The sequence below is a fragment of the Paenibacillus massiliensis 2301065 = DSM 16942 genome, assembly GCF_000377505.1.
In the GTDB taxonomy this organism is placed as follows: domain Bacteria; phylum Bacillota; class Bacilli; order Paenibacillales; family Paenibacillaceae; genus Paenibacillus; species Paenibacillus massiliensis.
Genome location: NZ_KB898192.1, coordinates 182,603 through 195,701, shown reverse-complemented (window position 1 = coordinate 195,701; position 13,099 = coordinate 182,603). Strand labels below are relative to the sequence as shown.

Annotated in this window: 18 protein-coding genes; 15 read left to right on the top strand and 3 right to left on the bottom strand. The window is 49.3% G+C overall.

The features are described 5' to 3' along the window. Nucleotides 1–20 precede the first annotated feature (20 nt). Nucleotides 21–320, top strand: a complete 300-nt coding sequence (locus tag D328_RS0117395) for a hypothetical protein (RefSeq protein WP_018886309.1) — start codon at nucleotides 21–23, stop codon at nucleotides 318–320. Nucleotides 321–468: 148 nt separating this feature from the next. On the opposite strand, the gene prli42 is transcribed toward D328_RS0117395, so the two are convergent. Continuing rightward, nucleotides 469–570 (bottom strand): stressosome-associated protein Prli42, encoded by a 102-nt coding sequence (prli42, locus tag D328_RS30725; RefSeq protein WP_018886308.1) that lies wholly within the window; start codon nucleotides 568–570, stop codon nucleotides 469–471. A 79-nt stretch (nucleotides 571–649) separates the two neighbouring features. On the opposite strand from prli42, the gene D328_RS0117385 reads away from it, so the two are divergent. After that, nucleotides 650–1,777, top strand: a complete 1,128-nt coding sequence (locus tag D328_RS0117385) for a M20/M25/M40 family metallo-hydrolase (RefSeq protein ID WP_018886307.1) — start codon at nucleotides 650–652, stop codon at nucleotides 1,775–1,777. 132 nt (nucleotides 1,778–1,909) lie between these two features. On the opposite strand, the gene D328_RS0117380 is transcribed toward D328_RS0117385, so the two are convergent. Both D328_RS0117380 and D328_RS0117375 read right to left on the bottom strand, forming a co-directional pair. Continuing rightward, nucleotides 1,910–2,500 (bottom strand): SMI1/KNR4 family protein, encoded by a 591-nt coding sequence (locus tag D328_RS0117380; RefSeq protein ID WP_018886306.1) that lies wholly within the window; start codon nucleotides 2,498–2,500, stop codon nucleotides 1,910–1,912. 21 nt (nucleotides 2,501–2,521) lie between these two features. After that, a complete protein-coding gene (locus D328_RS0117375; RefSeq protein ID WP_018886305.1) occupies nucleotides 2,522–2,737 on the bottom strand; it encodes a Z-ring formation inhibitor MciZ in 216 nt (71 codons plus the stop codon). Between the two features lie 209 nt (nucleotides 2,738–2,946). Between D328_RS0117375 and D328_RS0117370 the strand changes: the two genes are divergently transcribed. From D328_RS0117370 to D328_RS0117310, 13 genes are all read left to right on the top strand, one after another. Beyond that, nucleotides 2,947–3,633 carry an NUDIX domain-containing protein gene (locus D328_RS0117370; protein ID WP_018886304.1) on the top strand — a complete coding sequence of 229 codons (687 nt, stop codon included), beginning with the start codon at nucleotides 2,947–2,949 and terminating at the stop codon, nucleotides 3,631–3,633. Nucleotides 3,634–3,656: 23 nt separating this feature from the next. Then, nucleotides 3,657–4,880 carry an endonuclease Q family protein gene (locus D328_RS0117365; RefSeq protein ID WP_018886303.1) on the top strand — a complete coding sequence of 408 codons (1,224 nt, stop codon included), beginning with the start codon at nucleotides 3,657–3,659 and terminating at the stop codon, nucleotides 4,878–4,880. Nucleotides 4,881–4,968: 88 nt separating this feature from the next. After that, on the top strand, nucleotides 4,969–5,619 hold the full coding sequence (gene spoIIM / locus D328_RS0117360; RefSeq protein ID WP_018886302.1) for a stage II sporulation protein M: 651 nt from the start codon (nucleotides 4,969–4,971) through the stop codon (nucleotides 5,617–5,619). Between the two features lie 99 nt (nucleotides 5,620–5,718). Further along, nucleotides 5,719–6,183, top strand: a complete 465-nt coding sequence (fur, locus tag D328_RS0117355) for a ferric iron uptake transcriptional regulator (protein ID WP_018886301.1) — start codon at nucleotides 5,719–5,721, stop codon at nucleotides 6,181–6,183. Between the two features lie 239 nt (nucleotides 6,184–6,422). Further along, the gene (locus D328_RS0117350) at nucleotides 6,423–6,659 is read left to right on the top strand and encodes a DUF4227 family protein (protein WP_018886300.1); all 237 of its coding nucleotides are present in this window, start codon (nucleotides 6,423–6,425) and stop codon (nucleotides 6,657–6,659) included. 48 nt (nucleotides 6,660–6,707) lie between these two features. Continuing rightward, a complete protein-coding gene (gene xerD, locus D328_RS0117345; RefSeq protein ID WP_018886299.1) occupies nucleotides 6,708–7,658 on the top strand; it encodes a site-specific tyrosine recombinase XerD in 951 nt (316 codons plus the stop codon). Nucleotides 7,659–7,825: 167 nt separating this feature from the next. Further along, nucleotides 7,826–8,653 (top strand): purine-nucleoside phosphorylase, encoded by an 828-nt coding sequence (locus D328_RS0117340; RefSeq protein ID WP_018886298.1) that lies wholly within the window; start codon nucleotides 7,826–7,828, stop codon nucleotides 8,651–8,653. Between the two features lie 204 nt (nucleotides 8,654–8,857). After that, the gene (locus D328_RS0117335) at nucleotides 8,858–10,036 is read left to right on the top strand and encodes a D-alanyl-D-alanine carboxypeptidase family protein (RefSeq protein WP_018886297.1); all 1,179 of its coding nucleotides are present in this window, start codon (nucleotides 8,858–8,860) and stop codon (nucleotides 10,034–10,036) included. A 272-nt stretch (nucleotides 10,037–10,308) separates the two neighbouring features. Further along, the gene (gene spoIIAA / locus D328_RS0117330) at nucleotides 10,309–10,662 is read left to right on the top strand and encodes an anti-sigma F factor antagonist (protein ID WP_018886296.1); all 354 of its coding nucleotides are present in this window, start codon (nucleotides 10,309–10,311) and stop codon (nucleotides 10,660–10,662) included. Continuing rightward, on the top strand, nucleotides 10,659–11,114 hold the full coding sequence (spoIIAB, locus tag D328_RS0117325) for an anti-sigma F factor (RefSeq protein ID WP_018886295.1): 456 nt from the start codon (nucleotides 10,659–10,661) through the stop codon (nucleotides 11,112–11,114). The genes spoIIAA and spoIIAB overlap by 4 nt, the downstream gene beginning before the upstream one ends. An 11-nt stretch (nucleotides 11,115–11,125) precedes the next feature. Beyond that, nucleotides 11,126–11,881: an RNA polymerase sporulation sigma factor SigF gene (gene sigF / locus D328_RS0117320; protein WP_018886294.1), complete on the top strand. Its 756-nt coding sequence runs from the start codon at nucleotides 11,126–11,128 to the stop codon at nucleotides 11,879–11,881. Between the two features lie 154 nt (nucleotides 11,882–12,035). Further along, complete coding sequence (locus D328_RS0117315) at nucleotides 12,036–12,671, top strand: stage V sporulation protein AA (RefSeq protein ID WP_018886293.1); 636 nt, start codon at nucleotides 12,036–12,038, stop codon at nucleotides 12,669–12,671. Between the two features lie 2 nt (nucleotides 12,672–12,673). Next, nucleotides 12,674–13,096 carry a stage V sporulation protein AB gene (locus D328_RS0117310; RefSeq protein WP_026281239.1) on the top strand — a complete coding sequence of 141 codons (423 nt, stop codon included), beginning with the start codon at nucleotides 12,674–12,676 and terminating at the stop codon, nucleotides 13,094–13,096. The last annotated feature ends 3 nt before the right edge of the window (nucleotides 13,097–13,099 follow it).

Here is a 13,099-nt window from a genome sequence, read left to right as displayed (position 1 = left end):
AAGAGGCGTGAGGTGAAGTCGTGCAGGGAATGCATTCGCTCAGTGATAAGATACATAGCTGGTGTCAGGAGCTACTGCTTCGAGGCTTGTCTCAGCTCACATTGGATGATCTGGCTCTACTAGAACAGCGGTCGGCAGAGGCTGCCCGACTCAATCTCCTATTCCTCCAGCAATTGCTGGAGCAGGTGATCTATACTGGACGAGCTGCTGTACTGGGTGGTGATGCAGGTCCACAATTGCTGGAGGCCTACTGCACGCTTAGTCAGTATGTTAGTCTGATTGTTCAGGAGCCTGAGGCTCTGCATGCACTGGCAGAATGATCTTAAGTTGAGATGGAGAAGATCGGTTGTGAATAAATACCATCACAAAATAGGCAGTCTGCTTCTAAATGCAGCTTGCCTATTTGTGTGTAGCATTCGCTCTTATTTGCTGTTATTAGTATTGTTGTGTTGTCATCCTTATTGCTGGTTATCTAAATATAAGAGGCTCCAGCACTGCCAGTAGGGTCGAGCCGACCATAGCGATTAGCATGACGTATACAAATACTTTGAACCATTTTTTGTGCTGCATGTGTAACTCCTTTATAATGAAGATGGAATGTTGAAGTTAATACTATTGTAACGCAATCCGAGTAGGGAGGAAAGTTAGTATGGTTGTTAAAGATCGATTGATTGGTGAATTTATGGAACTTGTACAGGTAGATAGTGAAACTAGGCACGAGCAGGAAATTGCGAAGGTGCTGAAGGATAAATTTATGGCGTTGGGTCTAGAGGTGAAGGAAGACGATTCCAAGGAACGTACCGGGCACGGTGCAGGCAATCTGATTGCGACCTGGAAGGCAACAGGCACGGAACAAGCACCGAAAATTCTGTTTACCTGTCATATGGATACGGTTGCTCCAGGTGTAGGGATACAACCAGAGCTGGGTGAAGATGGATGGATTCGCAGCAAGGGTGCGACGATTCTGGGAGCCGATGATAAAGCGGGAATAGCTGCACTATTCGAAGCCATTCGCGTCGCAGAGGAGAAGAAGCTTCCACATGGTCAGATTCAATTTGTGATTACGGTGGGCGAGGAATCTGGTCTGATTGGTGCAAGTGCGATGAAGCCTGAGGATCTCGATGCGGAATTCGGATTCGCGTTGGACTCGAATGGAGAAGTAGGATCAATCTGCATCGGTGCCCCTACCAGAGCGAACATTGAGATGACGATTACTGGCAAGTCTGCTCATGCTGGGGTAAATCCTGAGGATGGAATCAGCGCTATTCAGGTTGCTTCCAAGGCTATCAGTGCCATGAAGCTCGGCCGGATTGATAAGGATACGACCGCCAATATCGGCAAATTCGAAGGTGGCGGAGCAACTAATGTTGTATGTGAACTGGTGACGTTATACGCTGAAGCACGTAGCAATGTGCAGGAGAAGATGAGCCAGCAGATTCAGCAAATGCGGGACGCGCTGGAGACGACCTGTCGGGAGTACGGGGCACAGTCTGAATTCCGCAGTGAGATTGCCTATCCTGCGTATAAGTTCAAGGAGGATGATGAACTGGTGCAGCTTGCACAACGGGCGATTCGCGGCATTGGGCTGAATTCAGAAACCTTTGTCTCAGGTGGCGGGTCTGATGCTAATGTCTTTAATGGCTTGGGTATTCCTACAGTTAATCTTGCGTTAGGTTATGAATATATTCATACGACTCAAGAAAAAATTAAGGCAGATGATATCGTCAAGGCAGCGGAGATTGTGGTCGCCATTATCCGTGAGACTGCAGGTAAATGAGACACTGGCTCTAGAACATAAAAATGGCCTGGATTGGGAGCATCCCGATTCAGGCCATATCTTCTATGTATCGACTGCGAATACGAATCATTGTTGTACATTTGTACTACATGGCAATGGTATAATCAGCTCTCAGTGACGATCTTCAAGGAATGTATGATCAAAGTATGCCTTGAAATTCGGATATAGCTGCACAAGGTGGTCTTGCAGACTACTGCGCTCAGCCACAAGCTCGTCCAGATCGAACAGAATTTCATGCTCAATCTCATAGATCGCACACTCATCTTCATTCGGAGCTGCGCTCAGATCTATACAGCGAATCTTGCCATATTCGGCATCCCAGGCGAATGGTAGATACCCAAGCTTGCAGAGGACAGGATTGTACATATTTCTAATGTCACCTATCGGATCATCAAGGCCTTGAGAGGGAACGATGTCAAAGTAATGATGATAAGTGGAAATAAACGCCTGATACCACTCAGGAAAAGTCAAGCCAAACTCTTGCTCCAATTCTGCAATATCCTCCCGGGTAACCATGGAAGATATCATCCTCCATCTCGCCCAGTCCTGATCAGAAGAAATGGTAGCATTCTCGACCTTCATCTCGTCTGGAACATCAGGGTGCATCCAGCGGCAAAAGTCATCCTCTATTATATAATTGTAGCGCTCGTAGTAGGCTTCAAGTCCTTGCTTGATGTAGCTACGAATGTTCAAATGTTCCATGCTGAAAGCTCCTTCTTATCATCATTCCAAAGTCATTTTACAGGAACGTGTGTTCCTTGTGTATTCTAATACATTATTATCCATATGTCCAGAGCTGCTTCGCGCTGCCTGACAGTTTTGCCATTCGATGAGTGTCATGTCGCTTCCAGCCGCACGTTGCCACTGCCGAAGCGTCGCTCGAATTTCCCAGCCTTTACCTACAATGAACAAGGCTTGTGTGGCCCGGTGTGTTGTCATGCCCCTCAACTCCTTCGCTCTATGATCTGCTATAATGAGATCATATGTAGGTTGAGAGAATGATATACATGTAATCTACAAATTCGATTAGCGGCTAATAATAGCTAAATGTTAGATTTTTTTTGTTATTTTTTTGTTATTTAAGGTTTGTTAACAATAAAGGCTCTTCCAAGAGCCTAGCTTAATTATTAAGGAGGCATAGTATCCCAATGAAGTCCCAACAGCCAAGCCCCAATCACCCAACTAATCCCGACAATTCAAGCTCCAGCTCAATCATATCCAACGTGACCGTATCCAACGAGAATTTGGACAGTCTCACTCCAGCCCACGCCAGCGTAGTGTACTCGAATCCGAAGCTGGAAGAGAGCTTTATATCCACTGAGCCTGTATTTCAAGGCAAAATCATATCACTACAGGTGGATACTGTTAGGCTACCGAATGGTAGCTCGGCTACACGTGAAGTGGTGAAGCATCCAGGAGCTGTTGCTGTACTCGCCCTGCATCAAGGGAAGCTGCTGGTCGTCGATCAATATAGACAGCCGTTGGGGCGCTGCGAGGTAGAGATTCCTGCTGGCAAGCTCGATCCCGGCGAGGACCCGATTGAAGCCGCAGGAAGGGAGCTGCGTGAGGAGACGGGCTATACGTCCACCAGCCTGCGACTGCTCCAGTCGTTCTATACCTCACCAGGCTTTGCTGATGAGATTATCCATCTCTATGTCACAGAGGATCTTCAGCCAGGACAGATGTCACCAGATGAGGATGAGTTCCTGGAGGTATCCGAGATTACGTTGGAGGAAGCTTTGACGTGGATTAAGGAAGGGCGTATCAGTGATGCCAAGACCATCATGGCGGTGTATGCTTGGCAGTTGCGCATGCTGACAGGGAGCTTCTCTTAACTACAGGAAGAGGCGAATAAGTAATGAACAAGAATAATAAAGTAACCGCAACTGGGCTGCAGACGATCTATGCCGATCTTCACATTCATATCGGTCGTACCGAACGGGGCATTCCGGTCAAGATTAGCGGCAGTCGAGACCTTACTTTTGCCAACATCGCACACGAAGCTTCTGAGCGAAAAGGCATCCAGCTCACTGGCGTCATTGACTGCCACTCTCCGGCTGTACAGATGGATATACACGATAGCCTGGATAAAGGGGACATGTCTGAGCTACCTGGTGGGGGGATTGCTTATAGGAATACAGTTATCCTGCTGGGCACTGAGATGGAGATTCGAGAGGCCGGACGTCCAGAGGCACATGTGCTTGCTTATTTTCCTACCCTTGCGATCATGGAGGACTTCACTGACTGGATGAGCCGCCATATGAAAAATGTAAATCTCAGCTCTCAACGCATCTACGCTCCGCCAAAGGAGATTCAGCAGGAGGTCATCGGACGCGGAGGGCTGTTCATTCCAGCCCATATTTTTACCCCTCATAAGGGGATATATGGCAGTTCTGCTGAGCGAATGGCTGAGATTCTGGATCTGGAGCAGATCCATGCCGTAGAACTGGGACTGTCCGCGGATACGGCTATGGCCGGGATGATTTCGGAGCTGGACCGTTATGCATTTCTCACGAACTCGGACGCTCATTCGCTTGGGAAAATCGGTCGTGAATACAATGAGCTGCTGCTTCGTGAGCCGAGCTTCGAGGAATTTCGCCTGGCCTTGCAAGGGTATGAAGGAAGAGCGATTGTGGCCAATTACGGGCTGAATCCGCGACTCGGAAAATATCACAGGACCTGCTGCACCGCTTGTGGGACGATGGTAGAGCATACGGGTGACTTGAGCTCTTGCTGTACGACATGCGGCAAGAAGAAGCTCGTCCGGGGTGTCTGGGACCGCATTGTGAGCATTGCGGACCAGGAGCAACCACAGAATCAGGAGTTCTTCGCCCGTCCTCCTTATAGGTACCAGGTGCCGCTAGAATTCATTCCAGGTCTTGGAAAGGCGAAGCTTGCAAAGCTCCTGACAGCGTTCGGAACAGAAATGAATATACTGCATGCCGCAGACGAAGCCTCAATGGCTGACGTTGCGGGATCGGATGTAGCCGAGAAGATCGTGAAGGCTCGCGAGGGACGGCTTCAGGTCGTAGACGGTGGTGGAGGTACCTACGGCAAGATCGCTGCTGGCCCTGGTAAATGAAAGAGTTCATGGATTAAATAACAAGAGTCATAGGCTACCATGCTTGTTCATATTTTAGAATAAGCAGACGAAAGGGGCCAGGTAGCCGATGCAACGGATGATCCAATCTTTCCGGGAACGAATGACGTTCTATATCTTCTTTGCCGTCTTATTTTTGGTAGGAGTCGTATTTGGGGCACTCATGGTAAATGCCCTGTCGCTGGAGCAGCAGCAGGATCTGGGGAGATATCTGAATAATTTCTTTATTACGGTGAATCAGATGTCTGGCTCTGGCACGGCAGCAACGATTGCTTCCTTCTGGGATATCGCCGCTCTTCATTTGAAATGGGTAGCGATCATATGGGTATGCGGTCTGTCTGTAATTGGGCTGCCGGGTATTCTAGTGTTGAATTTTCTGAAGGGAGCTTTGATCGGCTTCTCTGTCGGATTTCTGGTCGGGCAGTATTCATGGAAGGGACTACTGTTTGCCTTGGTATCTATAGCACCACATAATCTGCTGGTCATTCCTGCATTGCTGGTATGCAGCGTAGCAGCTATGAACTTTTCAATTCAGATGATTAAAGATAGCGTGTTTATGCCAGGCAGATCGAATGGATTTTTGCGCCCCTTCACATCGTATTCGCTGGTAACGGCCTCCATGATCGTATTGCTCATCGGAAGTGCCTGCTTCGAGACCTGGGTGACCCCGGTGATGATGCAGTGGACCACGCCAATGCTGACCGCTTTGTTGAAGATTTGAGTGTGCGCAAAGTGTTTGACTTTATTTGAATTTTCCCCCTATAATAGTAGAAGTGAAAATTGGGCAGTGCGCACAAAATCTCTGAGGGGGAGGGAGACAATGGAAGCGCGGATCGACAAGATTAAACAACAATTGCAATCGCAGGGCTACAAGTTAACGCCTCAGCGGGAAGCCACGGTAAGAGTATTGCTTGAGAATGAAGAAGACCATCTGAGTGCGGAAGATGTATTCATGCTAGTCAAAGAAAAAGCTCCTGAAATCGGTCTGGCAACCGTATACCGTACCCTTGAACTACTAAGCGAGCTGCATGTAGTTGAGAAGATCAATTTTGGTGACGGCGTTGCGCGCTATGATTTGCGTGGCGATACCTCCAAGCATCATCACCATCATTTGATTTGTGTACAGTGTGGAAGTATGGATGAGATCAGGGAAGATTGGCTGGGGCCGTTGGAGGAGCGTCTGGAGCGTGAGTTCAATTTCTCAGTTCTGGATCACCGACTTGATTTCCATGGCATCTGCTATCGCTGTAAAAGCAAGAATGACAAGCAGGATGGAACTGACTAATCCGACTTATTCAGGTAGACAACAGAATTGTATGAATGATTCGATTGACTAAGACTCAAGAAACTGAAGAGCCAAGCTCTCACCGATATTTCGGGAGAGCTTTTTTGCTGCCCATGTGGACTGCCTGCCAGAAGCGGCACGCCCTTTCATAACCTGATCTGACTGATCATATAGTGTAGTGATAGCCTGTATTCGCGCATGCCGTGAAGAAGGAAGCCATTGCCTAGGGGGCTGTGAAAATGATATTGTCTATTAGGAGGGCCTGCAGAACGCTGGCACTGCTCTGTGTTTTCTGCTGTCTGACGCTTGTACTATATTTGGCGCTGCAGTGGGTAAACGACTGGATTTCACCAGTCGATCATTACAGAATTCCGGAAGGAAATGCGATCAAGGTGTTCATTGATGAACTGCCAGCCAAGGAAGAGCCGTCCCCATTATCGGAACGACTTCGCTTTTTTTACTGGTATGGGGAGTAGCTACTGGCTACGGCATGAATTTTCGGGCAAGGAGCGTTAAATGATAGTATGAAGCAATATATACAGCCTTTCATCCATTATCTGGTGGAGGAAAAAGGAGTATCTGCAGCTACACGGGAAGCTTACCAGCATGATGTGGAATCGTTCCTGTCCTATATAGACGAGCAGGGAATTGAGGAGCCGGACGACGTACGGCGTCTGCATCTGGCGGCCTACTTGAATGGGTTGAAGAAGGACAAGGCGTCTGCCACTGTGGCCCGTAGTCTAATCGCTATTCGTGCCTTATTTCATTTTCTGATCAGGGAAGGTGTGACTCTACAAGACCCTACTGTCCTGCTGGAGGCGCCCAAGAAGGAGAAGAAGGTACCGGTCGTCCTGACGACTGAGGATATGGAGAAACTGCTGGAGACGCCGGACATTTCCTCAGCTCAAGGACTACGGGACAGAGCTATGCTGGAGTTATTGTATGCTACAGGTATGCGTGTATCCGAACTGGTAGGGTTGAACGTCAATGATGTGCATGTGGAGCTACGTTATGTACATTGTACCGACTCCAAGGGGAATGAGCGAATCATTCCGATCAGCCGGGAGGCCTGTTTATGGCTTGAACGCTATCTGGACAAGCATAATCTAGGCACAGAGCTGGATACAAGTGGGCGCGATACACACCGACCCCTGTTCATCAACGCAGCCGGGGGACGCTTAAGCCGTCAGGGTCTATGGAAAATACTCAAGAAGCATGCAGCTCTACTCGGGATGGAGGACAAGCTTACCCCGCATACCCTGCGTCATTCGTTCGCGATGCATCTGGTCCATAACGGAGCAGATTTGCGAGCTGTGCAGGATCTTCTGGGTCATGCTGATGTATCCACGACACGGATGTATGCTCATACGTCCAAGGGGAACATGAAGGACATCTATGAAAAATTTCATCCGCGGGCCAGTAAATCCTCCACGGCATTACCAGATTCGGCGCATGTTGGGGATTCCAAGACCTAGGTAAAGCTCTTAGTATCTTGGTTCGAAACTGATTTCATGTTGAATTGGACCCCACTGATCTGGTCAAGGCGCTGGTCACAGGTTCAGTTTCCGCTTCCGCGAAAGGATCGTCTAGCCTTTGAAGTGCTTCGTTCTATTTAACAATAACAGCATAAGGAGAGATACATATGTCTACAATTAATCAAGCAGCAATCCAAGAAGCAGCGGCGTATATTCGTCAGCACAGCAACAACATCAATCCTGAGATTGGCCTTATCCTTGGCTCAGGTCTGGGAATTCTGGCAGATCTCATTGAGGATGGCATTAGCATTCCTTATCATGACATTCCGCATTTCCCGGTGTCCACAGTAGAAGGACATGCTGGTGAGCTTCTGCTCGGCACCGTAGGGGGCCGCAAAGTGATGATGATGAAGGGCAGATTCCATCTGTATGAGGGCTACAAGCCAGAGCTCACGACCTTCCCTGTCCGCGTCATGAAGGAATTGGGCGTCAAGAGCATGCTTGTCACCAATGCTGCTGGCGGCGTGAATACGTCCTATGAAGCTGGAGACCTGATGGTCATTAGTGACCATCTGAACATGACAGGTACCAATCCGCTGATGGGACCAAATGATAATGCCCTGGGTGTACGCTTCCCGGATATGTCTGAAGCGTACAGCAAAAGATTGCGCGCGGTAGCTCATGAAGTAGCGCAGGAACAAGGTGTAAAGCTGCAGGAGGGTGTATATGCAGGACTACTGGGGCCGAACTATGAGACGCCTGCAGAGATCGTAATGCTGCGCACGCTCGGTTCTGATGCCGTGGGGATGTCCACTGTGTCAGAGGTAATCGTGGCACGTCATGCTGGCCTGGAAGTGCTGGGCTTCTCCTGTATTACTAATATGGCAGCGGGAATTCTCGACCAGCCGCTGGACCATAGCGAGGTCATGGAGACAGCTGATCGGGTCCGTGAGAAGTTCCTGAAGCTGGTACTTGGAATTATCCCGAAGATGTAATTGCAGCCTAATTCGATAGTTGAACATAGATACACGAAGGTGTCCTACAGGTGCTTGTTCCTGTCGGGGCACCTTTTCTTTTTTGTGGGTGGTACTGGAATAATTTTCACAAGTTCTGCCGACAATGGTTAGCAGCACCCGTATGAGCAGACAGAGACCAAATTCTGTGCAGCTCACGGGTTATGTCCAGAGGAGGGAACCGAAGTGAAGAAGTTAGGAATATCGCTCATGTTGTCCGCTGCCATTGGTCTGTCTACGCTGAATCCGGCAGTGCTTGCAGTAGATTCCCGGGAAAATGTGACTTCAGCAGTAGATCTGGCACCTAGCGCAGGCTCAGCTATTCTGATGGATGCTGACACAGGTACTGTCATCTACGAGAAGAATAGTCATGCCAAGCTACCCCCGGCGAGCATTACCAAGATCATGACGATGCTGCTGACGATGGAGGCGCTGCACGATGGACGCCTGAAGCTGACGGATAAGGTGCGGACGAGCGAATACGCTGCTTCAATGGGAGGCTCGCAAATCTTCCTGGAGCCTGGCGAGGAGATGACTGTCGATGAGATGCTGAAAGGCATTGCGATGGCTTCCGGTAATGATGCATCTGTGGCCATGGCCGAGAGGATCGCAGGCTCGGAGCAGGCCTTTGTGGCGAAGATGAATGAGAAGGCGCAGCAATTGGGCCTGAAGGATACTAAATTTGCGAATTGTAATGGACTTCCTTCTGCCGAGCATTATTCTTCTGCACATGATATCGCCGTCATGAGCCGTGAGCTGCTGAAGTATCCGCAGATTACCAAATACACGGGAGCGTATCAAGACTATTTGCGCAAGACGTCCGAGAAGCCCTTCTGGCTCGTCAACACGAATAAGCTCGTGAGATTCTATACGGGCGCAGACGGTCTGAAGACGGGCTACACCTCGGAGGCAAAATTCTGCCTCTCGGCTACAGCTGTGAAGGATGGCCTGCGTGTCATTGCCGTGGTGCTGGGCGAACCGAATACGAAGACACGCAACAGTGAGGTTTCATCCATGTTCGACTACGCCTTCACGCAATATACAATGAAATCAATCGTCAAGAGTGGTGAAGTCATCGGTACACTACCGATTGAGAAGGGCACGCAATCCTCCTTGCAGATCCGTGCAGACAAGCCGTATAGTGTGCTCGTCAAACGAGACGGGGCAGCGGAAGGACTACGTCATGAGGTGCAGCTTCAAGAACATCTAAAAGCACCTGTTCACAAAGGTCAGACGATCGGCAAGCTGGTCGTATATCAGAAGGACAAAGTACTAAAGGAATTCGAGATCTATTCGGATACGGATGTTCAGAAGGCGAATTGGTGGCAGCTATTCAAGCGCACTACTTCTGAGCTGTTCTCGTAATCCTCATTTGAGACTTTCGGAACAATCGGTCTCATATGAATTGAATCGTCAGGTGTCTTTAGCAGCTGCGACGGATGTCTTGTAGATCGCTGTTGTTCTATGCGGATTCGTCGATTGATGGGTGACGGGGGAGGAGCATTACGGTCCCGTGTAGATTTTCGCCGCAGTGTTGTTGATTTCTCGGAGTTTTCTTCTAGTTTTGTCGGCATGCAGGATTCCCCTTCTAAAGTGGAGAAATCCTTGTCCTAAGACAGGGAGGAGAGTGAACAAGCATGGATTTGCAGTTGCATATGGAGCACCATCGCAGGGTGTTAATCGTTCGTTTATCAGGTGAGCTCGATCACCATACGGCAGATCAGGTACGTGTTCAGATGGATGAAGCGATTATGCGGCAGCAGTGTGAGCATGTCGTGTTGAATTTACAGCACCTTCAATTCATGGACAGCTCCGGGCTGGGTGTCATTCTGGGCCGTTACAAGCTGCTCAAGCAGAAGGGTGGCAAAATGGCCATCTGTGAAGCGAATACTGCGGTGTATCGCTTGCTGGAGATGTCGGGACTGTTCAAAATCATGCCCTGCTATGAGAAGGAAGACAATGCGCTTACAGAAATGGAGGTGGTGTCATGAGGGAGGCACAGGGAAGTAATTTCATGACACTGCAGTTTGCTGCCCGCTCCGAGAATGAAGCCTTTGCCCGCGTCACGGTGGCGGCTTTTGTATCCCAGTTGGACCCGACCATGGATGAGCTGAGCGACCTGAAGACCGTCGTATCGGAAGCCGTGACGAATAGCATTATCCATGGCTACAACAGCAATCCTGAAGGGATAGTGACGATCAAGGCAGCGATTGATAGCGACGTGGTAACCATCATCATTGAGGATTCGGGATTAGGCATTGAGGATCTGGAGCTAGCACAGCAACCACTCTACACATCGAAGCCAGAGCTTGAGCGTTCTGGTATGGGGTTCACGATCATGGAGAACTTCATGGATGAATTTGAGGTCGTCAGTCAGCCAGGCACAGGAACCACGATCCGTATGAAGAAAAGGATTGAATCTAAGAAAGCCTTGTATAATTAGGGGTTGGACCTATGGATGCTGAAATGAAGCGTGGTGCGCAAACTTATCTGGATGATGCGGAAGTCAAGCGTCTGATTGCTCTCAGTCAGGCAGGAGATCATACGGCCCGAGATACACTCGTCAATTGCAACATCCGTCTCGTATGGTCTGTAGTACAAAGATTCATGAATCGCGGCTATGAGCCGGAGGATCTATTCCAGATCGGCTGTATCGGACTGCTCAAGTCCGTGGATAAGTTCGATCTGAGCTATGACGTGAAGTTCTCTACCTACGCGGTACCCATGATCATCGGGGAAATTCAACGCTTCCTGCGGGATGACGGGACCTTGAAGGTCAGTCGTTCGTTGAAGGAAATGGCCAATAAAGTCCGTAAAAAGCGGGACGAGCTCTCCAAGGAGCTGAATCGGCTACCGACGATCAAGGAGGTCGCAGATGGCCTTGGCGTATCGCCGGAAGAGGTAGTATTCGCCCAGGAAGCCAACAAGCCGCCGAGCTCTATTCATGAGACTGTATTTGAGAATGATGGTGATCCAATCACCCTCATGGATCAGATTGCTGATGATTCTCAGGAGAAGTGGTTCGAGAAGCTGGCCCTCAACGAGGCCATTGGCGGACTTACCGAGCGAGAGAGGCTTATCGTCTATCTACGATACTACAGGGATCAGACCCAATCAGAGGTGGCGGCGCGTCTGGGCATCTCTCAGGTGCAGGTCTCCCGTCTGGAAAAAAAGATTCTGCAGTCCATCAAAGAGCAGATCGCACAATAAGCATAGCTGAGACAAGTGCACTTTGGGTATACCCCTGTCGAGTCGACAAGGATATAGCCACTTAGGGTGCCTTGTCTTTTTTTGCGTAACGGGATAAAAAACGGGAAGCAATTCATACTATGACTACATCTCAAAATGTTGGGAGAGGGACAGCATGGAGAATTACAACGCGCCAACTGTCTATTTGCGCTTACGTACTCGTGTACAGGTATCACCCGGACAGCAGCTGCGGCTGGGGGACGTAGCGCAGCTATTAACCGACCCGCAATGGGAGAAGCCCTTACTGCAATTGACATTGAAGCGTCCTCAAGTGAATGAGGGCAACCTCATCCTGATTGACATCCTGCAGATTATTGCTGCTATTCGGCAAAAGCTGCCGGGCGCAGTGATTGAATCCATGGGGAAGTCGCATGTTCTGGTGGAGCTGGTGGAGAAGCCCCGTCAGCCTTCGAAAATACTGTTTGTTATCGTCTGGGTGCTGCTATTTTTCGGTTCGGCATTGACCATCATGAATTTTCATGCGGACGTCAGCATGCAGGCTGTACATGTTCGAATTGTAGAAATGATTACGGGGAAGAAGAATACGAATCCGCATGTATTCCAGATCGCCTATTCTATAGGCATTGGAGCAGGGATGATCGTGTTTTTCAACCATTTGTTCAAGAAAAAGTGGAACGAGGAGCCTACGCCGCTGGAGGTGGAAATGTTTTTGTACCAGCAGAACGTGGATCAGTATGTCGTAGCCGAGGAATATGAGCGCATTCATAAGCAGGATGCGGATACGTCATGATGATGACGCTTGTCAGCTGGGGACTCCAGCTGTTGCTTGGACTAGCCTCTGGTATAGCTATTGGCGGCGGAGTGGTGGCGCTCTTTATCGTACTGAACATTATCCCGCGTCTCGCCCAGCTCACAAGATCCTATGACAAGGCTCATTGGTACGAGGGTGTCATGGTGTTCGGCTCGGTTGCCGGTACGATCGGGGATTTCTGGAATCTGACAGGATATGCACCCGTCTGGGTGACATGGCTGCCGGGACTGTTCTGCGGGGTATTTGTCGGCATGCTGGCAGCTGCTTTGACAGAGGTCCTGAATGTGCTACCGATTTTGGCCAAGCGTATGAATATGATGCCATACATTTTTGGTTTATACATGGCTATGGTCTTCGGTAAGGTATGTGGTTCGCTGTTCGATTGGTTCGTCTACTACCGATAATGG

Bases quoted from the DNA above. Each gene is read 5' to 3' on its own strand.
- D328_RS0117365 (WP_018886303.1), top strand. From the start codon at position 3,657: ATGAACAAGAATAATAAAGTAACCGCAACTGGGCTGCAGACGATCTAT.
- fur (WP_018886301.1), top strand. From the start codon at position 5,719: ATGGAAGCGCGGATCGACAAGATTAAACAACAATTGCAATCGCAGGGC.
- D328_RS0117350 (WP_018886300.1), top strand. From the start codon at position 6,423: ATGATATTGTCTATTAGGAGGGCCTGCAGAACGCTGGCACTGCTCTGT.
- D328_RS0117385 (WP_018886307.1), top strand. From the start codon at position 650: ATGGTTGTTAAAGATCGATTGATTGGTGAATTTATGGAACTTGTACAG.
- D328_RS0117315 (WP_018886293.1), top strand. From the start codon at position 12,036: ATGGAGAATTACAACGCGCCAACTGTCTATTTGCGCTTACGTACTCGT.
- spoIIAB (WP_018886295.1), top strand. From the start codon at position 10,659: ATGAGGGAGGCACAGGGAAGTAATTTCATGACACTGCAGTTTGCTGCC.
- spoIIAA (WP_018886296.1), top strand. From the start codon at position 10,309: ATGGATTTGCAGTTGCATATGGAGCACCATCGCAGGGTGTTAATCGTT.
- D328_RS0117375 (WP_018886305.1), bottom strand. From the start codon at position 2,737: ATGACAACACACCGGGCCACACAAGCCTTGTTCATTGTAGGTAAAGGC.
- D328_RS0117340 (WP_018886298.1), top strand. From the start codon at position 7,826: ATGTCTACAATTAATCAAGCAGCAATCCAAGAAGCAGCGGCGTATATT.
- prli42 (WP_018886308.1), bottom strand. From the start codon at position 570: ATGCAGCACAAAAAATGGTTCAAAGTATTTGTATACGTCATGCTAATC.
- D328_RS0117310 (WP_026281239.1), top strand. From the start codon at position 12,674: ATGACGCTTGTCAGCTGGGGACTCCAGCTGTTGCTTGGACTAGCCTCT.
- D328_RS0117380 (WP_018886306.1), bottom strand. From the start codon at position 2,500: ATGGAACATTTGAACATTCGTAGCTACATCAAGCAAGGACTTGAAGCC.
- D328_RS0117370 (WP_018886304.1), top strand. From the start codon at position 2,947: ATGAAGTCCCAACAGCCAAGCCCCAATCACCCAACTAATCCCGACAAT.
- spoIIM (WP_018886302.1), top strand. From the start codon at position 4,969: ATGCAACGGATGATCCAATCTTTCCGGGAACGAATGACGTTCTATATC.
- xerD (WP_018886299.1), top strand. From the start codon at position 6,708: ATGAAGCAATATATACAGCCTTTCATCCATTATCTGGTGGAGGAAAAA.
- sigF (WP_018886294.1), top strand. From the start codon at position 11,126: ATGGATGCTGAAATGAAGCGTGGTGCGCAAACTTATCTGGATGATGCG.